Origin of the sequence: Xanthobacter lutulentifluminis (assembly GCF_043194675.2) — a bacterium.
Taxonomy (GTDB): Bacteria; Pseudomonadota; Alphaproteobacteria; order Rhizobiales; family Xanthobacteraceae; genus Xanthobacter.
This window is the reverse complement of the sequence record NZ_CM195525.1, coordinates 4,429,631-4,450,813: the sequence shown is the minus strand read 5'-3', so window position 1 is coordinate 4,450,813 and position 21,183 is coordinate 4,429,631. Positions and strand designations below refer to the sequence as shown.

Genomic DNA, 21,183 nt, shown 5'->3' with positions numbered 1-21,183 from the left:
CTCAGAACAGGCTGAGGGGGATGATCTGCTCGCGCAGCAGGTAGAGCATCCCCGTCACGCTCACCACCGAGAGCAGCGTGCCGACCAGGACGCCGGTCGAGGCCTCCTCCACATACTCGTGATACTGCCGCGCCAGCACGAAGGCGTTGAGGGCCGGCGGCAGGGCCGCCATCAGCAGCATGGTCTTCGCCCACACCGGCGAGAACGGCCCCAACAGCGACAGCGAGACCAACGCGATAGCCGGATGCGCCACCAGCTTGATGGCGAGCAGCGGCACCAGCTCCACCGGCACGCGCGACAGCGGCCTGAGCGCCACCGTCACCCCGAGCGTGAACAGCGCGCACGGGGCGGCCGCATTCTTCAGGAAATCGAGCATGCGCGAGAGGGCATCCGGCTCGCGCAGCTCCAGCCAGGCGGCCGCTACGCCCAGCATGGTGGCGATGTTGAACGGGTGCGTCAGCACGCGCTTGGCGATCAGCGCGAAGGTGTGGGCCAGCCCTTCCCCGCGTCCGCGCGTCGCCATCAGCAGCGGCACGAGGGTGAAGAACAGGAGGCTGTCGCAGGCGAAGATGATGGCCGCCGGCGGCGCCGCCTGCTGGCCGAGCGCCGCGAGGGTGAGGCCCGGGCCCATGTAGCCGACGTTCGCATAGGCGCCGACGGTGGTGGCGATGGCCGCCTCCCCCACATTGCCGCGCCGGAACCACAGCGCGACGCCAAGCGCCAGCCCCGCCGTGACGCCGGTGGAGGCGACCACCGCGAGGATGAAGCGGGGGTTGGCCAGCTCATGGAACGGCGTCTGCGCCACGATCCGATAGAACAGCGCCGGCAGCGCCACGTAGATGATGAAGAAGGACAGCCACGCCAGCCCGCTCTCCGGCAGGCGCACCCGCCAGCCGCAGAAATAGCCGAGGAAGATCAACCCGAAGAAGGGAAAGGCGAGGCCGAAGAGTTCGCTCATGGGGCGCCGGGACAGCTGGGGACGGGAGAGGGAGAGGGGCGGGGGCGGAAGCAGGCAGGATAGTGGGATGGGCGGGGCAGCGGGCGGGCGGTCAGGAGCGATCGGCGGTGGCGCCGGGCCGCCGGCTTGAGGTGTTCAGCGGACGGCCCCGAAGACGGTCGGAGCCGGCGGATGGCCAGTCTCGATCGGGTGACCCGGCCATGCCGGACCGCCCGGACCGCCTCACGGACGGCGCCGAAGGGACCCGCCGGCCGCACGCAGCTACCCTCGGCCACCCTCCCCTCTTACCCCCCGCCCGTGTGGTTGAACAGCGCCCGCGCCCTCAGCGCGCCGGCGCCAGCAGGTGGCGGGCGGCGTAGAGCTCCGGGTAGAGCCGGTTGGCGAACTGGCCGGCGGCGGGCTCCACGCTCGCCAGCAGCCGGTCGATGGCGCCGGCCTGCTCGGTGGACGACCACGGCCGCCGCGGTGTCGGCCGGTCGTCCAGCCAGAACCGGCTCCAGTCGAAGGTGGTCTCCACCAGCTCGCGGGCGAACGCCGCGCCCTCGGCCAGCGCGCCCTGGAGCACCACGTCGATGTAGGACTGGACCAACGGGAAGTCGGCGTCCGGCAGCATCAGGTCGTCGGCGAGGTCGCCGCTGCGCCCGCGCGGGACATAGATCCAGATGCGGGCGGCGCGGGGCAGGTTCTGCCACCCCACCGGCTCGATGAGGGCCGGGTCCACCTCGACCCGCCGGTAGCCGCCCTCGCGCCGGTCGAAGGCTGCCATCTCGGCCGCGTCCAGCACCGGGAAGATGACGCCATTGACGGAGCACGGCGTCTCGTCCGCGCGCGCTCGCCGCAGGCCCAGCGCCGTGAAGCCAGCCCCGGAACGTCCGCCGGCGCGCGCCACGAAGCCGCGCACGTAGCCGACCCGTGGCGAGATTCGCGCCGCCACCGCCGCCACCCGCCGGCCCGAGGTGCCTGTGCGCGAGGGCTCGCTGATGAGCGTGCCGTAGCCGAACAGGAAATCCGCCGGCAGGTCCGCTGTCGGCGTGCCCCAGAAATCGCGCGCCGACGCGGGCCCGGCCGTGGCGAGGCCGGCCGCAAGCGCGCCGAGGCCGGAGATGACCGCGCGCCGGCTGATGCCGGGCTGTGCGGGAAGGGGGCCGCGGGCCCGGCGTCCTCTGAAGTCGTGTTGCACGTGGGGGCTACCTATGCTGCATTGCATCCAACATACGGGCGTGGGGCACGGTGCCCCCCGCCGCCGGCTCCACGGGGGGACAAATGAAGCTGCCGCGCCAATTCTTCAAGCCGCTCGCCATCGGCGCGCCCGAGCCCTACCGCGAGCTGCCGGTGCGTCTGGAGCGGATGATTCATTTCGTGCCGCCGCATCTGGAGAAGATGCGCGCCAAGGTTCCGGACATCGCCAAGCAGGTCGACGTGGTGCTCGGCAACCTTGAGGATGCCATTCCCTCCGACGCCAAGGAGGCGGCCCGCCGCGGCTTCATCGAGATGGCCAAGGCCACCGATTTCGGCGACACCGGCCTGTGGACCCGCATCAACTGCCTCAACAGCCCGTGGGTGCTGGACGACATCGTCGAGATCGTCAGCGAGATCGGCAACAAGCTGGACGTGATCATGCTGCCGAAGGTCGAGGGCGCGTGGGACATCCACTACCTCGACCAGCTGCTCGCCCAGCTGGAGGCCAAGCACGCCATCGCCAAGCCGATCCTGATCCACGCCATCCTCGAGACCGCCGAGGGCGTGAAGAATGTGGAGGAGATCGCCAGCGCCTCCCCGCGGATGCACGGCATGAGCCTCGGCCCGGCCGATCTCGCAGCCTCGCGCGCCATGAAGACCACCCGCGTCGGCGGCGGCCACCCCGACTACAAGGTGCTGGCCGATCCCGACGGCGACAAGCCCCGCGCCGGCTACCAGCAGGACCTGTGGCACTACACCGTCGGCAAGATGGTGGATGCCTGCGCCGCCAACGGCATCAAGCCGTTCTATGGCCCGTTCGGCGACTTCGCCGACCTCGCCGCCTGCGAGAGCCAGTTCCGCAACGCCTTCCTGCAGGGCTGCGTCGGCGCGTGGTCGCTGCATCCCACCCAGATCGACATCGCCAAGCGCGTGTTCTCGCCGGATCCGGGCGAGGTCGCGTTCGCGCTCAAGATCCTCGCGGCCATGCCGGATGGCGCCGGCGCGGTGATGATCGACGGCAAGATGCAGGACGACGCCACCTGGAAGCAGGCCAAGGTGATCGTGGATCTTGCCCGCATTGTCGCAGCCAAGGATCCGGAAATGGGCAAAGTCTACGGATTGTGAGAGAATTAACCAAAATGCGTCACGCCCCAGCGGCGTGACGCTAGGTCAATTCGAGACGTGAGCGTGAAGAGGCGGGACATGGGGACTCAGGAGAAAACGCGGACGCGCGCCGCGGCGGTCGAGGCTCTCCCCCTCCCCGCAACGGGTGACGATTTCAGCACCGTCATGCGTCAGGCCAAGTTCCGCATCGGCGAGGTGGTGCGCCACAAGCACTTCCCGTTCCGCGGCGTCGTGTTCGACGTGGACCCGGTGTTCGACAACACCGAGGAATGGTGGCTCTCCATCCCGGAGGAGATCCGCCCCCACAAGGATCAGCCATTCTACCACCTGCTCGCCGAGAATGCCGACAGCGAGTATGTGGCCTATGTCTCCGAGCAGAACCTCGAGCGCGACTATTCGGACGAGCCGGTGCGCCACCCCAAGGTCACCGAGGCGCTGTCCGAGGACGGCGCCGGCGGCTGGCGTGTGCGGCCCGACCTCGTGAACTGACGGCACGCGGCGCTGCTGCCGCCAGCCATCCGACGCATCGCCAATGAAGACGCATCGCCAATGAAAAAGGGCCGGCTTCGCGCCGGCCCTTTTTTCGTGGTTCCCATGGATGCGTCCGGCCCCCGGACCCTGCCGGGACCGGCCTTCCGAGCGCCCCCGTCTCGGGACGCCGGCCGGAGCCCGTGACCTCAAGCGATCACTGGGCGCCCTGGGTCTTGGCGCGCTCGAGCTCCTGGCCCTTCTTCAGCAGCGCGGCCTTGCCCTGCTCTTCCTGCTGCTGCTGGGCGGCGCGCATCTCCTCCACGCGCTTGCGCTCCATCTCTATGGCAACCTTGGCGTCCATGCCGGGGTTGTCATAGGCCTTGCCGAAGTCGGCGTTGGAGATGGGCAGGCTGAGGGTCCGGCCGGTTCCGTTCACCATCTGCAGGTACACGGCATTGGCCTTGCGGAACTTGGCGATGAAGCTGCCGTCCACCTCGAGGTCGCCGATGCAGGTGGCGCCGCCGCCCTGGATCGGCTGGCACAGCACGAACGGGATGTTCACCGGGTCCTTGTCGAGGGTGATGCGCAGGCCGGGCTGCAGACGCATGCCGAGCGGCACCGAGACGTTGATGCGCTTCTTCGGCTCGTCCTGGAGCTCGATGATGTCCACCTTGGCGATGGCCTGGTTCTCGACGCCGAGCACCTGGGTGAGCACGCAGAGCTGCTTCTTCTTCTCGGGCACTTCCTGGCAGATCTTCTGCCAGGGCGAGGCGGAGAACTTCACATCGCCTTCGCCGGGGGCGCCGGCCTGACCCTGCTGGGGCGCGCCGGCGGGGGCGGCAGCGGCGGGAGCGGCAGGCTTGGCGGCGCCGGCGGCCGGGGTCGCGGGCTTGGCGGCGGGAGCGGCGGGCTTGGCGGGCTGCGCCGGAGCCGGCTGCGCCTGGGAGAAGGCCGGGCCGGCGAGAGCCACGGCGACAAGCGTGGCGGCCACCCCGGCCGTGAGCCGCGCGATGGAATGGGTCTTGGTCATTGTGGCCTTTCCTGTGGTCTCTACCGCCGGGCTCCGGACACACCGGGGCCAAAGCGCCCGAACCCCTCTAAGACACCGGCTCTCTCCAGTCCAATTGAGGCGAGAAGGTGGCCGAGGGGTGCGCTGCCGTTCGTATGGCGTCGTGTGCTACCTTGCCGAGGATTAAGGCCAACAAACGACCGACGATTCGCGATTCACGGGAAAGACGCCCCAAGGTGAGCTCTGAGCGACGATTCGCGAGGTCCGGGCGGCAGCCCAACGGCGCAGCACGCGGTAGCGGGTGCGGGCCCGGGAGGCCGGCAGGCCGTTCCGGCGGCGCTCCGCCCATGTCGGGGGGAGCAGTGTGGCGCGCGGCGGCGCTCGCATTCGTCCTTGCGATTGCTCCGCCCGCCTCGGCCCAGGCGCCGCCCGCAAGCCCCTCCGTGCCCCCCGGGCCGGCGTCCCCCTCGCCGCCTTCCATCGCCCCTCCACCCACCACGTCCGAACGGCCGCCCCCAACCGCCGGCTGGCCCGTCCTCGACCACGCTCCTGCCATCGCCATGCGCGGCACGCCCGCCCTGCCGCCCAACTTCTCTGCCCTGCCCTATGCCGATCCCGCCGCTCCCCGCGGCGGCCGGCTGGACCTCTCGCTGCTCGGCACCTTCGACAGCCTGAACCCCTTCATCGTGAAGGGCTCCGCACCGGCCTTCATCCGCAACTACGTGGTGGAGAGCCTGATGGCGCGCTCGCTGGACGAGCCGTTCACGCTCTATCCCCTGCTCGCCCGCACGGTGAGCACCGATGCGGCCCGCAGCTTCGTGGAATTCTCGCTCGATCCCGCCGCGCGCTTCTCCAATGGCGCGCCGGTGACGAGCGCGGACGTGCTGTTCTCGTTCGAGCTGATGCGCGAGATGGGCCGGCCCAACCACCGTCTATATTATGGGAAGGTGGCGCGGGCGGAGGCGCCGGACGCCCACACCGTGCGCTTCACCTTTGCCGAGCCGGACCCGGAGCTGCCGCTCATCATGGGGCTGATGCCGGTGTTCTGCCACACGGCCGTGGACCGGGACCGCTTCGCCGAGACCACGCTGACGCCGCTGGTGGGCTCCGGCCCCTACCGCGTCGGCACCGTGGATGCGGGCGCCGCGGTCACGCTGGAGCGCGACCCCGCCTATTGGGGACGCTCGCTCTCCTTCAATCGCGGCCTCTACAATTTCGACACCCTCCGCTTCACCTATTTCCGCGATGCGAACACGGAGTTCGAGGCCTTCAAGAAGGGGCTGGTGGATGCGCGCTTCGAGAGCGACCCCGGCCGCTGGGAGACCGGCTACGACTTTCCCGCCGCCCGCGCCGGGGAAGTGGTGCGGGAGACCATCCCCACCGGCACGCCCAAGCCCTATTCCGCCTTCGTCTTCAACACCCGCCGCGCCATCTTCGCCGACCGGCGGGTGCGCGAGGCGCTGATCGCGCTGTTCGATTTCGAGTGGCTGGACCGCACCTTCTACCATGGCCTCTACCGGCGCACGGCGAGCTTCTTCGAGGGCTCGGTGCTCTCCAGCTCGGGCCTGCCGGCCAACACGCGCGAGCGGGCGCTGCTGGCCCCCTTCGCCGGCTCCGTGGTGGACGACGTGCTCGCCGGCACCTACCGGCCGCCGGAATCCGACGGCTCCGGTCGCGACCGGAGCCAGCTGCGCTCCGCCCTCGCCCTGCTGGAGGCCGCCGGATGGAGCCTCAAGCAGGGGGCGCTGGTGAGCCGCGCCACCGGCCGGCCATTCGCCTTCGAGATCATGGTGGTGACGCGTGAGCAGGAGCGCCTCGCCCTCGCCTATGCGAGCCAGCTCAAGCGCGCCGGCATCGCCGCCCAGGTGCGGTTCGTGGACGCGGTGCAGTTCGATGCACGGCGCGGCGCCTACGAGTTCGACATGATGCCCTACTCCTGGAGCCAGTCCCTCTCGCCGGGGAACGAGCAGGCGTTCTATTTCGGCTCCGCCGCCGCCGACACGCCCGGCACCCGCAACTACATGGGCGCGAAGTCGCCCGCGGTGGACGCGGCCATCGCCGCCCTGCTGGAGGCGCGGGGCGAGGCCGACTACGTGGCCGCCGCCCGCGCCCTCGACCGCGCGCTGATCTCCGGCGCCTATGCGGTGCCGCTGTTCCACACGCCGGGGCAGTGGCTCGCCCGCTGGACCCGCATCGAGCGGCCGCGCCGCGCCTCCCTCTACGGCACCTTGCCGGAGACGTGGTGGCGGGTGCCCGGGCGGTAGAGCGACCGCGGCACCGCGTCGCGCACGGGCCGGTGGAGGTGCAGCCTACCTCCCGCACACATATCGGCCGCATTTTGCGAAGAAGCTCCGCCCGCGCTTTCAAGCGGTATTGCCGGAAGAAGGGAGGACTTCGCCCTCGATCGCCCCTTTCGAGATCGACCGGCAAGGGAAAGCGAACCCCCGGGGCCTGCGCCAGCCAGTGGCGGCGCAGACGGTGGAGCGGAGGTGATTGCCAATGGCCGGACTGATACGCACCCAGCGACGCGGCAGCGACGTCAACCAGGTGGGCGATGCCGACCTCGACGGCGGATATGACGCGGTCGGGCACGCCCGGCCATCGGTGCGCCCCCGCTTCGGCACGGGCGCGCGGCCTGTAGAGGCACGCCGCAAACGGGCCGACGGCCTGATGCAATGGCGGCTCCTCGCGTTCGGCGCATGCGCCCTGATCCTCGGAACCGGGGTCGTGATCGCCCTGCGTGCCATGGCGCCCATCGAACCTGTGCCGACCGCATCGGCGCCGCCGGCATCCGCACCAGCGCTCGCCGCGGCATCGGCCGCTGCCGTCGGACCCGCCCGGACGGCCCCGGCCGAAACCCGCCTCCCGGCCGCGGCGCCCGCCGCCGCATCGACGCCGGCACCCGCGGTCGCAACGGCCGTTCCTGCCGCCCCCGCCCTCGCGGCCGCGCCGCAGCCTCCTGAAGCGCACGCGCAAATGGCGACCCAGGTCGCCTCCATCCTCGGCACCGGCGCCGCGGCGCAGGATGCGCCGGCACCGTCGGACACGAAGGTCGCCAGCGCCGAGCCCGCTCCCACCGCCGACGACTTCGCCCGTCCCGCCTTCCTCGAGCCCGCCGATGGCGACGAGGCGGACCTGCCCGAGGGCGCCGCGGAGGCCGCGGGCGACGCCGCCCCGCTGCCCACGCCCCGCCCGGCCGCCGCCAGCGCCGAGGCCGACAAGGACGCCCGCACCGTCCGCATTCGCAGCGCGGTGACCCTGCGATCCGGCCCGCGCCGCTCAGCCTCCGCCATAGGCACCCTCGACGAAGGCACCCGCGTCACCCTCTATTCGTGCAAGTCGTGGTGCGAGGTGTCGTCCGGCGACAAGCGCGGCTTCGTCTACAAGACCGCAGTGGCGCAGTAGCCATCCGCCGGGCGCGGGCGAAGCCGGCATTCGGGCGGCTTCCCGCGGGCGCTTCCCGCGGGCAGCTTCCTGCGGGCTCGTCCTGCCAGCGCGCTCGCGGCCGGGCGCGCTCCTCACTGCGGCCCTTCCCATGGCGCGTCCGCCCGTTCGGACGACCATCGCGACGACGCCGACCATCCGATGGATGGGTGCATCCCCGACCCGATACACCGGCCGCAAGCCGCGCTCCCTGAACCGGTGAGGAGGTTCCGCGCGTGCCCGGCGCCTGCGCGCCATCCGCCGGGCACCGGGACGGCTAGCCGGGGCGGTCCGTTCCGGGTAGCGTCGCAACAAACCGGAAAGCTCTCTTGTCCAAGCGTCCCACCAAGCCCCCCGCCCGTTCCAGCAAGGCGAACGCCCGACCCGGCGTCGTGAAGACGCGCGGCAAGTCCCGCGCCGGCCGCAAGCAGGCGGCGGCGGAACATGCCCGCGCCGAGCAGCTGGTCATCGCCCGCCACGCCACCGGCGAGATGCCGACGAAAGAGCAGGTTCTGGCCTTCATCGCCTCCCAGAGCGGCGAGGTGGGCAAGCGCGAGATCGCCCGCGCCTTCGGCCTCAACGCCGCGCAGAAGCTCGAATTGAAGGCGCTGCTGCGCGACCTGTCCGATGACGGCACCGTGGACCGCCGCCGCAAGCGCCTGCACGTGCCCGGCGCGCTGCCGGGCGTGGTGCTGGCGGACATCGTCTCGCGCGATGGCGACGGCGAGCTCATCGCGGTGCCGGTGGAGTGGGACACAGAGGCCCAGGGCGAGGCCCCGCACATCCTGGTGCAGGTGCCGCGCCGCGCCGCCGGCCCCGCGCCCGGCCTGAGCGACCGGGTGCTGCTGCGGATCGTGGAAGGCTCGATCGAGCATCAGGTCCCGCACGTGGGCCGGGTCATCAAGGTGCTGGAGAAGGCGCGCCGGCAGACGCTGGGCATCTTCCGCGCCGCCCCCCACGGCGGCGGCCGCATCATCCCCATCGACAAGAAATCGCTGGGGCGCGAGCTCCAGGTGCCGCCGGGCGCGGAGAACGACGCCGAGGACGGCGACCTCGTGACCGTGGAGCTGATGCGCCAGCGCGTGTTCGGCCTGCCCACCGCGCGGGTGAAGGACAAGCTCGGCTCCATGAAGTCCGAGAAGGCGGTGAGCCTCATCGCCATCCACGCCCACGGCATTCCCAACGTCTTCCCCGACGCCGTGCTGAAGGAGGCCGAGGCCGCCCGCCGCGCCACCGTGCGCGGGCGCGAGGACTGGCGCCACCTGCCTCTCGTCACCATCGACCCGCCCGACGCCAAGGACCATGACGACGCGGTGCATGCCGTCGCCGACGACGATCCGGACAACGAGGGCGGCTATGTGGTCACGGTCGCCATCGCCGACGTGTGCGCCTATGTGCGCCCGGGCTCGGCGCTGGACCGGGAAGCGCTCATCCGCGGCAATTCGGTCTATTTCCCGGACCGTGTGGTCCCCATGCTGCCGGAGCGCATCTCCAACGACCTGTGCTCGCTGAGGCCCGACGAGGACCGCGCGGCCCTGGCGGTGCGCATGGTCATCGGCGGGGACGGGCGCAAGAAGCACCATTCCTTCCACCGCGTGCTCATGCGCTCGGCCGGCAAGCTCGCCTACGCCCAGGCGCAGAACGCCATCGAGGGCCGCGCCGATCCGGTGACGGACGACCTGCTCCATCCGGTCATCCGCCCGCTCTATGCGGCCTACGCGCTGGTGAAGAGGGCGCGCGACAACCGCCAGCCGCTGGAGCTGGACCTGCCCGAGCGCAAGATCCTGCTGAAGGAGGACGGCACGGTTGACCGAGTGGTGGTGCCGGAGCGGCTCGACGCGCACCGCCTGATCGAGGAGTTCATGATCCTCGCCAACGTGGCCGCCGCCGAGACGCTGGAGGAGCGGCGCACCCCGCTCATCTACCGCGTGCACGACGGCCCCTCGCTGGAGAAGCTCTCCAACCTGCGCGAATTCCTGAAGACGCTGGATATCGCCCTGCCCAAGATTGACGCGGTGCGCCCCTCCCACCTCAACCGCATCCTCGAGCAGGTGCGCGAGAGCGACGTGGCGCCGCTGGTGAACCAGGTGATCCTGCGCAGCCAGTCGCAGGCGGAATACGCCTCCGAGAACTACGGGCATTTCGGCCTCAACCTGCGCCGCTACGCCCATTTCACCTCGCCCATCCGCCGCTATGCCGACCTTGTGGTGCATCGCGGGCTGGTGCGCGCCCTCGGCCTCGGCGGCGACGGCCTGCCGGAGGAGGCGACGCCCGCCACGCTGGGCGAGGTGGCCGCCGCCATCTCCGTCACCGAGCGGCGTGCCATGGCGGCCGAGCGCGAGACGGTGGACCGGCTGATCGCCCATCACCTCGCCGACCAGATCGGCGCGGAATTCAGGGGCCGCATCACCGGGGCGACCAAGGCGGGACTATTCGTCGCGCTCGACATCACCGGTGCCGACGGCTTCATCCCGGCGGCGACGCTGGGGCAGGACTATTACCGCTACGACGAGACGCGGCAGGCGCTGGTGGGCGAGCGCACCGGCGAGATGCATCGCATCGGCGACCGGGTGGAGGTGCGTCTGGTGGAGGCCGCGCCGGTCGCCGGAGCGCTCCGGTTTGAGCTTCTGAGCGAAGGCACTTATGTAAAGGGCTTGCGCGGTCGTCCCGCGCCCCTCCGCAAGGGCGGGGCGAAGGGACAGAGCCGGTTCGCGCCCGACGACGCGCCGCGTGGCGGCGGCGCCGGCCGGAGCCTGCCGCGCAAGGGGCCTCCCGGCAAAGGTTCCTCTGGCAAGGGGCCTTCCGGACGAGGACGGCAGCGGCCGTGACGGGTCCGCGCCACGGGGCAAGACGACGCGCGCGGACAGTCGCGCGCGCTCAGGGGTGACGACGCCTGTGACCATGACGGTGACCACCAAGCTGGACGCCTCCGGCGATCCGGCCCCGGACGACGGGCCCCTTCCCGAGGGACCGGCGCCGAAGCGCGACGTGCGCACGGCGCTGGCGCGCGGCGCGCGCTGCCTGTGCCCGGCCTGTGGCGGCCGGGGCCTCTACTCCGCCTATATCAAGGTATCTCCCTACTGCACCTCGTGCGGCGAGGCGCTCTATCACCACCGCGCGGACGACGCGCCGCCCTATGCCGTGATTTTCGTGGTGGGGCACATCGTGGTGCCGCTGATGGTGCTGGTGGAGGAATTGCTGCGTCCCGATCTGTGGGTGCATCTCTCGCTCTGGCTGCCGCTGACGCTGGTCCTGTCGCTGGCGCTGCTTCCGCCCCTGAAGGGCATGCTGGTGAACCTGCAATGGGCGCTGCGCATGCATGGATTCGACCCGGCGAGCGAGGAACGGGAGGCGCCGCCCGACGACGTGAAGCCCTTCGTCCGCGCTGTCCGCCCCACCCGCTGAGCCCCGTCGCCGAGACCCCCCATGACCGATCTTGCCACCCGCCTCACCAACGCCGAGCGCCGCCAGGACTGGCCGAACGTGCGCCCCCGCGACGCCGCGACCCTCATCCTGGTGGACCGCAAGGGCAAGAAGCCCCGCGTGCTGATGGGGCGGCGCAGCCCGAAGCTGAAGTTCATGCCCGGCATGTTCGTGTTTCCCGGCGGGCGCCTGGAGGCCACCGACAAGTCCATGCCGGTCTACGGCGTGCTCGACGCCGACAGCGAGCGCCGGCTGATGGCCATGGTGCAGCGCCCGACCCTCGGCCGCGCCCGGGGTCTCGCCTCGGCCGCCATCCGCGAGATGTACGAGGAAACCGGCCTGCTGGTGGGCACCAAGGAGCTCGGCGCGCCCAAGGCGCCCTGCGAGGACTGGAGCGCCTTCGAGACGCGCGGCGTCTTTCCAGATCTCGGCGCCCTCGCCTATGTGGCCCGCGCCATCACGCCACCGCGCCGGCCGAAGCGCTTCGACACCCGCTTCTTCGCCGCCGACGCCACCGCGGTCTGCGACGAGGTGGGCGGTTTCGTCGGCGACGATTCGGAGCTGGTGGAGCTGCGCTGGCTCTCGTTCGACGAGACCGAGAAGCTGGAGCTGCCCACGGTGACCCGGGTCATCATCGAGGAGATCACCGCCCGCATCGAGGGCGGCTTCGGCCGCCACCTGCCGGTTCCCTTCTACGCCATGCACCACGGGCGCTTCGTCCGCACCCTGCTCGATTGACCTCTTCCTGATGCACGCACCCGAACAGGCCCTCGGCCACATGAGCCGCACGGCCTCCATTGCCGCCGCCATCTCCGCCATCACCGTGGTGGGCGTCGGCATCAGCCTTTCCATTCCGTTGCTGGCGCTGGAACTGGAGGTGCGCGGCATCTCCGCCTTCTGGATCGGCGTGAACACCGCGGTGGCCGGCGTCGCCACCATCGCGACGGCACCGTTCGTGCCGCTGCTGGTGCGCAAGCTGGGCCTGCGGACGCTGCTCGTCTGCGCCATCGTGCTCGCCGCAGCGAGCCTCGTGGGGTTCAAGGCGGCGCCCTCGTTCGCGCTGTGGTTTCCGCTGCGCTTCGCATTCGGCGCGGCGCTGTGCATCCTGTTCGCGGTTTCGGAATTCTGGATCAACGCCCTCGCCCCGCCCAACCGGCGCGGGCTGATCATGGGCATCTACGCCACCGCCTTGTCCCTCGGCGCGGCGCTGGGGCCGACCATCCTCAGCGTGCTCGGCGCCTCCGGCTGGGAGCCCTATCTCGCCGGGGCGGGGGTGCTGCTCGCCGGCGCCATCCCCATCCTCATGGCGCGGGGAATGACGCCGCGTATCCATGACGACAGCCATCACGACGTGCTCACCTTCGTGCGCCTCTCGCCCTCAGCGGTGCTGGCGGCGCTGGTGTTCGGCGCCATCGAGACGGCGGTGATGACCTTCCTGCCGCTGTACGGCCTGCGCCTGGGACTGACCGAGACCAGCGCCGCCCTGCTCCTCACGGCCGCGGTATTGGGCAACGTCGCCTTCCAGATTCCCATCGGCCTCATCAGCGACAAGGTGGACCGGCGCGTGCTGCTGCTGGTGTGCGCGATAGGCGGCGCCATCGGCGCGTTCACGCTGCCGTTCGTGGACGTGTCGAGCCCCATGTTCCTGGCGATGATCTTCCTCGCCACCGGCGTGGTGGGCTCGCTCTACACCGTGGGCCTCGCCCATCTCGGCGAGCGATTCCACGGCGCCGATCTCGCCGCCGCCAATGCGGCCTTCGTGATGCTCTATTCGGTGGGCCTCATCGTCGGCCCGCCGGCGGCCGGGCTCGGCATGAAGCTGTACAACCCCTATGGCTTCGCCTTCGTCATCTCCACCATGCTCGCCCTGTATGCGGGCGTGGTCGCCGTCCGCCTCACGATGAGGGGGCGGCGCGCGCCGTGAGGTGCCCGGAGAGGGAGCCGCCCTTGACATTGCGGGCGCTTTGAGAGAGTTTCCGCGCCCACGAGCCGCCGGAGACCGGCAGCGAGTCCGTTCTATTTTTCGCTACCTCCAGTTCCGTCAACGCAAGGTTTTTGGAAACAGGACGGTCGCTCGCCGCACGCGGCACCCAGGGATCAAGACATGGCCAAGGCTGCAACCATCAAGATCAAGCTCCTGTCCTCCGCGGACACGGGCGTGTTCTATGTGACCAAGAAGAACTCCCGCACCAAGACCGACAAGATCGTGCTGAAGAAGTACGACCCGGTGGTGCGCAAGCACGTCGAGTTCCGCGAGACCAAGATCAAGTGAGCCGCGGCGGCGCCGTGCGGCGCCGCGCGATCGCATCTGGTCCTCACGATCGTCATCGTGACTGACAGGGCGCCTTTCGGGGCGCCCTTTTTGTTTGCCCGCAATCCTTTGGCCGGCCGGTGCGTGTGCCGGCAGGCGCGCGGCAGCATCGCCCCGCGTGGCAGGACCGCTGCCCGTAGGACGGCGGCGCGCAAGGTTGCCGCCACAGCATGGGCGAAGACGGCGGACGGATGCGGACCGCGGTCGGGATGATGAAGGAGAGGATGGCCGGTGGGGAACATGCGGGGAGGCCTCCCGCTACGCTCACCCACCGGCCAAACCCTACGGACCCAGGAGATGCGGCGGACCTGAGCACTCCGCAGGGTTGTTCTGAAGCAGCGGACACCCGCGCCGGAGGAGCGCAGCATCCATCTCGCGGCCGCCGCTCTGCCGCGCGCAATCTGCTTCACATGTGCAAGGCGGAAACAGTAGCACAACGCCCGAAAAGGAAAAGCGCGCGATTCGCCCGGTAGCCGGCTGACCTTCGCCCGCGGCCCTCACCCGCCGGCGAACTGGCGCACCGTCTGCAGGAACTTCGCCACCGAGATGGGCTTGGAAAGATACGCCTCGCAGCCGCCGGCGCGGATGCGCTCCTCGTCGCCCTTCATGGCAAAGGCGGTCACCGCCACCACCGGGATCACCTTCAGCTCGGGATCGGCCTTCAGCTTGCGGGTGACGTCGAGGCCGGAAATCTCCGGCAGCTGGATGTCCATGATGATGAGGTCGGGCCGGTGGGCGCGGGCGAGCTCCACGGCCTCCACACCGGATCGTGTCTCGACGGTGCGGTAGCCGTGGGCCTCCAAGAGATCGTGGAAGAGCTTCATGTTGAGCTCGTTGTCCTCCACGATCATCACCGTCTTGGCCATCGCCCATTCCCCCGAACAGCCGCCGCCCGGCTTCTAAGCCCGGCCGGAACGTGCTGGAATGGGACAGCTAGACCCCATTCCTTGCGGAAGCGCAAATGCCGTTTCAGGACAAACCGAGAGGCCTCAAGGCGCAGCGTGACGCGGCGCAGGAGGTGGCCGTCTCGGCTCTCGCCTTCATCGCCGCCGACGGGGAGCGCCTCGTGCGGTTCCTGGCCGAGACCGGCCTCTCCCCCGCCACCCTGCGCGAGGCCGCCGGCCGGCGCGACTTCGGCGCGGGCGTGCTCGCCTTCCTCCTCTCGGACGAACAGATGCTGCTCGCCTTCGCCGCCGAGAAGGGCCTCGAGCCCAAGCATGTAGCCGGCGCCCACGACATCCTCGCTCCGCCGTTCGATCCCGATGCGACGGTGCGCCGGCCCATGTAGGCGCGGCCCGGCGCGGCGGAGCGCGCGACCATGAGCGCGCCCGGCTTCTGCCGCGACTGCCTCGCCGATGCGCCCCACGGCCTGCGCTGCCCGGCCTGCGGCAGCCCACGTCTGGTGCGCCACGCCGCGCTCGACCGGCTCAGCGTCGCCCATGTGGATTGCGACGCCTTCTTCGCCGCCGTGGAGAAGCGCGACGACCCGAGCCTCGCCGACGTGCCGCTCATCATCGGCGGCGGCAAGCGGGGCGTGGTCTCGACCGCCTGCTACATCGCGCGCATCCGCGGCGTGCGCTCCGCCATGCCCATGTTCAAGGCCCTCGCCTTGTGTCCGGAAGCGGTGGTGCTGAAGCCGAACATGGAGAAATACCGTGTCGCCGGCCGGCAGGTCCGCGCCCTGATGCAGGAGCTGACCCCGCTGGTGGAGCCGCTCTCCATCGACGAGGCCTTCCTCGACCTGTCGGGCACGCAGGCGCTGCATGGCGCCAGCCCCGCCCGCACCCTCGCCCGCTTCGCCCGGCGGGTGGAGGAAGAGGTGGGAATCAGCGTCTCGGTGGGCCTCGCGCCCAACAAGTTCCTCGCCAAGACCGCCTCCGACCTCGACAAGCCGCGCGGCTTCTCGGTGCTGTCGCTGGAGGAGGCGCCGGCCTTCCTCGCGCCCCGGCCGGTCACCTTCATCTGGGGCGTGGGCGCGGCCTTCGGCGGGCGCCTGGCGCGCGACGGCTTTGCCACCATCGGCGACCTGCAGCGTGCCGAGGCCAGCGACCTCGCCCGGCGCTACGGTGCGGAAGGGCTGCGCCTTGCCCGGCTCGCCTTCGGCATCGACACCCGCAGCGTGGAGCCGGCGCGGGAGGCCAAGAGCGTCTCGGCCGAAACCACCTTCGAGCGCGACATGGGCGCGCTTCGCCCGCTGGAGCAGACGCTCTATGCGCTCTCCGAAGAAGTGAGCGACCGGCTCAAGCGCGCCGGCCTCGCCGGCCGGGGGGTGACGCTGAAGCTGAAGACGGCCGACTTCCGCCTGCGCACCCGCTCGCGCATGCTGGAGGCGCCCACCAGCCTCGCCGCCCGCATCAACGCCGCCGCCCACGAGCTGCTGGCGCGGGAGGCGGACGGCACGCTGTTCCGCCTCATCGGCGTCGGCGTGTCCGACCTCTGCCCCATCACGGAGGCGGACCCGGCGGATCTGGTGGACACCTCCACCCAGCGCATCAAGGCCACCGAGACCGCCATGGACGCGCTGCGCGCCAAGTTCGGCCGGGAGGCGATCTCCCGCGGCATCCTCCTCGACGCCACCACCGACCGCCGCAGGAAACGGTGAGGCCATCCGGCGGTATCCGAGCAGGCCCGAAACGCGCTAGGTAGGAGGACAAGGTATGTCCATGCCCCTCCTCTCCCTTCCCGTCCGCGCGCTCGGCGCCCTCGGCCGCAGGAGCGCGCCCGCGGTCGCGCTCAGCGTGTTCGGCGGTCTCGCCTTCCCGACCCTTGCCGGTCTGGCCAAGCCGCTGATCGTGCCCGTGATTCTCGCGCTGCTCACCCTCTCCTTCGTGCGCACCGATGTCTCCGGCGCGCTCGGCGGGCGGCGCGGGCCGGCGGCGCTCGCAGCCATCGCCTGGACCATGCTCGCGCTGCCGCTGGCGGTGGGCTTCGCCGCCCAGGCGCTGGGAGAGCCTTCGGCGGTGACGCTGGCGGTGCTGATGCAGGCGTGCGCGCCGCCCATCATGTCCGCGCCTGCGTTCGCGCTGATGCTGGGGCTGGATGCGCGCCTCGTGCTGGCGGTGATGGTGGGCGCCATGGCGATGACGCCACTGACCGCGCCGACGCTGGTGGGCCACTTTTCCCACGGCGCGCTGTCCATCGATCCGCTGGGCCTTGCCCTGCGCCTGGGCGGCGTGGTGGCGGGCCCGGCGGCGGCGGGCCTCGCCCTGCGCCGGCTGGCGGGGGTGGAGCGCATCGCCGCGACGCGCGCGCCGCTGGACGGGCTGAACGTGCTGCTGCTCGGCCTCCTGGCCTTCGGGCTGATGGACGGGGTGACCGTCGCGTTCCTGGATCGCCCGGCGTTCATGGCCGGGCTGGTGGCCCTCGCCTTCGGCCTGTCGGTGGCGGGCATGGGCCTGACGCTGCTCGCGTTCCGCAGCGTCGGCGCGGGCGATGCGCTGACCCTCGGCTTTGCGGCCGGGCATCGCAACATCTCGGTGATGGTGGCGGCGACGGGCGCGGCCCTGCCGCCGGACACCTGGCTTTATGTGGGCGCGGCGCAGTTTCCCATCTATCTGCTGCCGCTCGCCCTGCTGCCGCTGGCGCGCCGCATCCGCGACGACGCCGTCACGCCCGGCTGACGGGGGTCAGCAGCCCCGCCAGCGCCCCGACCGCCGCCGAAGCGAGCGCAACGAGGCCGTCAGGGATGGGAATGCTGGTCTTGTCGCCGCCGATCCACAGGCTCGCGACCGTGATGATCAGCATGGCGATGACCGCGCCGGTCACGCAGCCGCCCGGCGATTTCACCACCAGCCGGTAGATGCGCGAATCCGGCGCGACGGCGGAGCGCTCCACCACCCGCTTCTCCTCCTCGTCGGAGGCCTTGGTGGCCTCCGCGTCATAGGCGCGGATCAGGTCCGGATTCGCCTTGATCTGCTCGACCTGCGAGGGATCGCGCGCCAGTCGGTTGACCAGCGTGTCGGCGAGAAGACTCGCCGAGCGCAAGGGCGTGAGTGCCATGTGTCGCCCCTCAGATTGAGGGCACAGATTGACGCGCTCATTGCGTGTATTGGCAAGTCGGCACACGCCCGGCGGCTACCCGTGGCGCCGCCTTTCTGCTAGATCGCTGGCCTGCCCTGAGATTGCACGAGCACTGAACGATGATCCCGCGCTACAGCCGGCCGGAAATGGCCTCCATCTGGTCCCCCGAGGCCCGCTTCCGCATCTGGTTCGAGATCGAGGCCCATGCCGCCGACGCCATGGCGGAACTTGGCATCGTTCCCAAGGAAGCCGCCGCCAAGATCTGGGAGCTGGGCGGCAAGGCCGAGTTCAATGTGGAGCGCATCGACGAGATCGAGCGCGAGGTGAAGCACGACGTCATCGCCTTCCTCACCCACCTCGCCGAGTTCGTGGGGCCGGAGGCGCGCTTCGTCCACCAGGGCATGACCTCGTCCGACGTGCTGGACACCTGCCTCGCCGTGCAGCTCGCCCGCGCCGCGGACCTGCTGATCGCCGACGTGGACAAGCTTCTGGCCGTGCTGGAGCGCCGGGCGTTCGAGTTCAAGCTGACGCCCACGGTCGGCCGCTCCCACGGCATCCACGCCGAGCCGACCACCTTCGGCGTGAAGCTCGCCATCGCCGCCGCCGAGTTCCAGCGCTGCCGCGCCCGCCTCGTCGCCGCGCGCGAGGAGATCGCGACCTGCGCCATCTCCGGCGCCGTCGGCACCTTCGCCCATATCGATCCGGCCGTTGAGGCCCATGTGGCGGCCAAGCTGGGGCTGAAGGTGGAGACCGTCTCCACCCAGGTCATCCCGCGCGACCGGCATGCCATGTTCTTCGCCGTGCTGGGCGTCGTCGCCTCCTCGGTGGAGCGGCTCGCCACCGAGGTCCGGCACCTGCAGCGCACCGAGGTGCTGGAGGCGGAGGAGTATTTCTCGCCCGAGCAGAAGGGCTCCTCGGCCATGCCGCACAAGCGCAACCCGGTGCTCACCGAGAACCTCACCGGCCTTGCCCGCATGGTGCGCGCCTATGTGACGCCGGCGCTGGAGAACGTGGCCCTGTGGCACGAGCGGGACATCTCCCACTCCTCGGTCGAGCGCATGATCGGCCCCGACGCCACCGTGACGCTGGACTTCGCCCTCGCCCGCCTCACCGGCGTGATGGACAAGCTCGTCGTCCATACCGACAACATGCAGAAGAACATGGACAAGCTGGGCGGCCTCATCCACTCCCAGCGCGTCCTGCTCGCCCTCACCCAGAAGGGCGCGAGCCGCGAGGACAGCTATCGCCTCGTGCAGCGCAACGCCATGAAGGTCTGGCGCGGCGAGGGCGACTTCCGCACCTTCCTGCTGAACGATGCGGACGTGCGCAAATACCTCTCGGAAGACGACATCAACGAGAAGTTCGACCTCGGCTACCACTTCAAGAACGTGGACAACATCTTCAAGCGGGTGTTCGGCCGGGCCTGACCGGAGGGTGTCGTCCGGCACGGCGCCAAAAAGGACCAACGCGAAATGGCCGGGCTTGCCCGGCCATTTTCATGTCTGCCGCCGGCGCCCCGCGCCGCTCAGATGGTGCGGAGCGGCTTTTCCAGCACCGCCAGCACGCGCGGCAGCTCATGCCCGCGCTTCAGGATCAGGCCGGTCTGCGAGACAACGGCATACATGCCCTGCCGCCTGGCAAGGCGGGGGTCCTTCTCGATGCGGTAGAGAGGGACATCCATGCTGCGGCGGTAGATGGCGAACACCGCCTTGTCGCGCTGGAAGTCGATGGCGTAGTCCCGCCATTCACCTTGGGCGACCATGCGTCCGTACAGATCGAGGATGCGATCCAGCTCCCGGCGGTCGAACGTGACCTTGAGCGGAGCGGCGGCCGGCGCCGCGGGCTGGACCGGCGTGGCGCCGCGGCGGGACAGGGATATGGGTTCGACGTCTCCCATCGGGCCTCCTCTGCCGCTGACGGGCTGCCTGCTCCCCTGCCCCGTCGCGCGGAGCCGGTTGGAGACGACCCGGCCGGATTACCGCACCATGATCGCCCCGGCACGGCAGGGTTTCAAGCGCATTCGGTAGCCGGCTGGCTCGCCGCCTGAAACGGTGTCAGGGTAGCGATCACGCCAACGTCAATGAAATCACAGTGTCGCCGGAATTCGGTCAATCGCGCGCCGCGGCCCGGCGCGATCTTCATTTGCGTAGCAGGGCCGGTTCGCGAGGCGCTCCGGTCTATCCCAGCCCCCCAGCCCCCCGGGGTGCGCGCGAACCGGCCACTGCTACGCACCGACTTCAGACCCCCAAGATCAGGCCGCCTCTGGCGGCCTCTTTTTTTGCGCCGCCGCCTGTCCGGGCGAAAGCCTCCCTCCCCCGAGGGCGAGGGCGAAGCTGGGGCGAGGGCGAAGCTGGGCAGTCCACGAGTCGCATGAAGGGCACGGCCCAGCCGACGCGGACCGTATCAGGCGGCTTCGCAGGGCGCAGGGCGCCATCCATGCGGCGCAGGATACGGGCCATGGATTTTGGAAACGACGCGCCGCGTCACTCCAGCGGGGTCATGGTGGCACCGATGATGCGCCCCGGCGTGGCGGGGGTGCCCTTCTGCAGCAGCACCGCCACCTGATCGGCGCCGTCGCGCTGCAGATCCTTCAGGGGCACGCGGAAGCGCCGCGCATCGCCCTGCCACGACGCCACGCGGACCCAGCCACGCACCACATTGGCGTACGTGACGTTGCGCCCGACATTCTCCCCGCGGCCGATGGCGACCGTCTGGCTGCGCGCCACCGGGCAGGCCCACAGATCGACGCCCTCGCCGAGCCCCGCCTCATGCGGCAGGGTGATCTCCAGCATGTCGCCGTCGCGCTGCACGGTGATGGCCACGCTCAGCCCGCCGTCGCTGCGCGCGGTCATCAGCGCGCGCTGCACGGCAGCGCGATCGCTGCCCTTGGCGGCGTGAAGGCCATCCACCACCAGCTGGGGCGTAAACACCTTCTTGTCCGGCCGCTGGTCGGCATAGGCCTTCTGGCGCAGCGAATGGCCGTGCAGCGCCAGCGTGTCCTTCCAGCCGACATAGTCCCAGTAGTCCACCGCAAGGGTCAGCGCGAGCACCTGCGGGTCTTTCGCCAGCTCGTTGAGCAGCGCGTCGGCAGGCGGACAGAAGGAGCATCCCTGGCTGGTGAACAGCTCCGCCACGACCTTCGGCTGGCTCTGCCCCAGCGCCGGACCGGCGAGGAGGACAAGCGCGAGCGCGAGGGCGGGACGTAGCGATCTCATCATTCAGAATACGTTCTGCTGGGAGCGGAAGACCGCTTCGGGATACCCG

At 70.5% G+C, this 21,183-nt stretch carries 20 protein-coding genes; 13 read left to right on the top strand and 7 right to left on the bottom strand.

Features of this window, described 5'->3' with window-relative positions:
- Position 1 precedes the first annotated feature (1 nt).
- Entirely contained in the window at positions 2 to 958 is a 957-nt protein-coding gene (locus V5F49_RS20565; RefSeq protein WP_394115133.1) for an AEC family transporter, read from the bottom strand.
- A 322-nt stretch (positions 959 to 1,280) separates the two neighbouring features.
- The gene (locus V5F49_RS20560; protein ID WP_394115132.1) at positions 1,281 to 2,138 is read right to left on the bottom strand and encodes a gamma-glutamylcyclotransferase family protein; all 858 of its coding nucleotides are present in this window, start codon (positions 2,136 to 2,138) and stop codon (positions 1,281 to 1,283) included.
- 83 nt (positions 2,139 to 2,221) lie between these two features.
- Between V5F49_RS20560 and V5F49_RS20555 the strand changes: the two genes are divergently transcribed.
- Both V5F49_RS20555 and hspQ read left to right on the top strand, forming a co-directional pair.
- Positions 2,222 to 3,262 carry an HpcH/HpaI aldolase/citrate lyase family protein gene (locus tag V5F49_RS20555; RefSeq protein WP_394115131.1) on the top strand — a complete coding sequence of 347 codons (1,041 nt, stop codon included), beginning with the start codon at positions 2,222 to 2,224 and terminating at the stop codon, positions 3,260 to 3,262.
- Positions 3,263 to 3,427: 165 nt separating this feature from the next.
- On the top strand, positions 3,428 to 3,751 hold the full coding sequence (hspQ, locus tag V5F49_RS20550; RefSeq protein ID WP_394115130.1) for a heat shock protein HspQ: 324 nt from the start codon (positions 3,428 to 3,430) through the stop codon (positions 3,749 to 3,751).
- Positions 3,752 to 3,947: 196 nt separating this feature from the next.
- Here hspQ and V5F49_RS20545 read toward each other — a convergent pair whose 3' ends face one another.
- Positions 3,948 to 4,763, bottom strand: a complete 816-nt coding sequence (locus tag V5F49_RS20545) for an invasion associated locus B family protein (RefSeq protein ID WP_394115129.1) — start codon at positions 4,761 to 4,763, stop codon at positions 3,948 to 3,950.
- Positions 4,764 to 5,185: 422 nt separating this feature from the next.
- Between V5F49_RS20545 and V5F49_RS20540 the strand changes: the two genes are divergently transcribed.
- From V5F49_RS20540 to rpmG, 7 genes are all read left to right on the top strand, one after another.
- Positions 5,186 to 7,006, top strand: a complete 1,821-nt coding sequence (locus tag V5F49_RS20540) for an extracellular solute-binding protein (RefSeq protein ID WP_394115128.1) — start codon at positions 5,186 to 5,188, stop codon at positions 7,004 to 7,006.
- 712 nt (positions 7,007 to 7,718) lie between these two features.
- Entirely contained in the window at positions 7,719 to 8,147 is a 429-nt protein-coding gene (locus V5F49_RS20535; RefSeq protein ID WP_394115127.1) for an SH3 domain-containing protein, read from the top strand.
- A 509-nt stretch (positions 8,148 to 8,656) separates the two neighbouring features.
- The gene (gene rnr, locus V5F49_RS20530) at positions 8,657 to 10,993 is read left to right on the top strand and encodes a ribonuclease R (protein WP_394115387.1); all 2,337 of its coding nucleotides are present in this window, start codon (positions 8,657 to 8,659) and stop codon (positions 10,991 to 10,993) included.
- A 73-nt stretch (positions 10,994 to 11,066) separates the two neighbouring features.
- Positions 11,067 to 11,570, top strand: coding sequence for a DUF983 domain-containing protein (locus V5F49_RS20525; protein ID WP_509210719.1), 504 nt, complete (start codon positions 11,067 to 11,069; stop codon positions 11,568 to 11,570).
- Between the two features lie 21 nt (positions 11,571 to 11,591).
- The gene (locus V5F49_RS20520; RefSeq protein WP_394115125.1) at positions 11,592 to 12,326 is read left to right on the top strand and encodes an NUDIX hydrolase; all 735 of its coding nucleotides are present in this window, start codon (positions 11,592 to 11,594) and stop codon (positions 12,324 to 12,326) included.
- 10 nt (positions 12,327 to 12,336) lie between these two features.
- On the top strand, positions 12,337 to 13,512 hold the full coding sequence (locus tag V5F49_RS20515; protein WP_394115124.1) for an MFS transporter: 1,176 nt from the start codon (positions 12,337 to 12,339) through the stop codon (positions 13,510 to 13,512).
- Positions 13,513 to 13,692: 180 nt separating this feature from the next.
- Complete coding sequence (gene rpmG / locus V5F49_RS20510; RefSeq protein ID WP_012115832.1) at positions 13,693 to 13,860, top strand: 50S ribosomal protein L33; 168 nt, start codon at positions 13,693 to 13,695, stop codon at positions 13,858 to 13,860.
- Between the two features lie 536 nt (positions 13,861 to 14,396).
- On the opposite strand, the gene V5F49_RS20505 is transcribed toward rpmG, so the two are convergent.
- Positions 14,397 to 14,765, bottom strand: coding sequence for a response regulator (locus V5F49_RS20505; protein ID WP_394115123.1), 369 nt, complete (start codon positions 14,763 to 14,765; stop codon positions 14,397 to 14,399).
- Positions 14,766 to 14,860: 95 nt separating this feature from the next.
- Here V5F49_RS20505 and V5F49_RS20500 point away from each other — a divergent pair, with 95 nt between their 5' ends.
- The 3 genes from V5F49_RS20500 to V5F49_RS20490 are packed head-to-tail and all read left to right on the top strand — an operon-like array spanning position 14,861 to position 17,519.
- A complete protein-coding gene (locus V5F49_RS20500; RefSeq protein ID WP_394115122.1) occupies positions 14,861 to 15,187 on the top strand; it encodes a DUF3572 domain-containing protein in 327 nt (108 codons plus the stop codon).
- A 30-nt stretch (positions 15,188 to 15,217) separates the two neighbouring features.
- Positions 15,218 to 16,501 (top strand): DNA polymerase IV, encoded by a 1,284-nt coding sequence (locus V5F49_RS20495; RefSeq protein WP_394115121.1) that lies wholly within the window; start codon positions 15,218 to 15,220, stop codon positions 16,499 to 16,501.
- A gap of 55 nt (positions 16,502 to 16,556) precedes the next feature.
- A complete protein-coding gene (locus V5F49_RS20490) occupies positions 16,557 to 17,519 on the top strand; it encodes a bile acid:sodium symporter family protein (protein ID WP_394115120.1) in 963 nt (320 codons plus the stop codon).
- Here the strand turns inward: V5F49_RS20490 and V5F49_RS20485 are convergent.
- Positions 17,506 to 17,898, bottom strand: a complete 393-nt coding sequence (locus V5F49_RS20485; RefSeq protein WP_394115119.1) for a hypothetical protein — start codon at positions 17,896 to 17,898, stop codon at positions 17,506 to 17,508. The two genes, V5F49_RS20490 and V5F49_RS20485, sit on opposite strands and share 14 nt — an antisense overlap.
- Positions 17,899 to 18,038: 140 nt before the next feature.
- Between V5F49_RS20485 and purB the strand changes: the two genes are divergently transcribed.
- Entirely contained in the window at positions 18,039 to 19,346 is a 1,308-nt protein-coding gene (gene purB / locus V5F49_RS20480) for an adenylosuccinate lyase (RefSeq protein WP_394115118.1), read from the top strand.
- A 98-nt stretch (positions 19,347 to 19,444) separates the two neighbouring features.
- Here purB and V5F49_RS20475 read toward each other — a convergent pair whose 3' ends face one another.
- Both V5F49_RS20475 and V5F49_RS20470 read right to left on the bottom strand, forming a co-directional pair.
- A complete protein-coding gene (locus tag V5F49_RS20475) occupies positions 19,445 to 19,816 on the bottom strand; it encodes a DUF2794 domain-containing protein (RefSeq protein WP_394115117.1) in 372 nt (123 codons plus the stop codon).
- A gap of 586 nt (positions 19,817 to 20,402) precedes the next feature.
- Positions 20,403 to 21,137 (bottom strand): DUF1223 domain-containing protein, encoded by a 735-nt coding sequence (locus V5F49_RS20470; RefSeq protein WP_394115116.1) that lies wholly within the window; start codon positions 21,135 to 21,137, stop codon positions 20,403 to 20,405.
- Between the last annotated feature and the right edge of the window lie 46 nt (positions 21,138 to 21,183).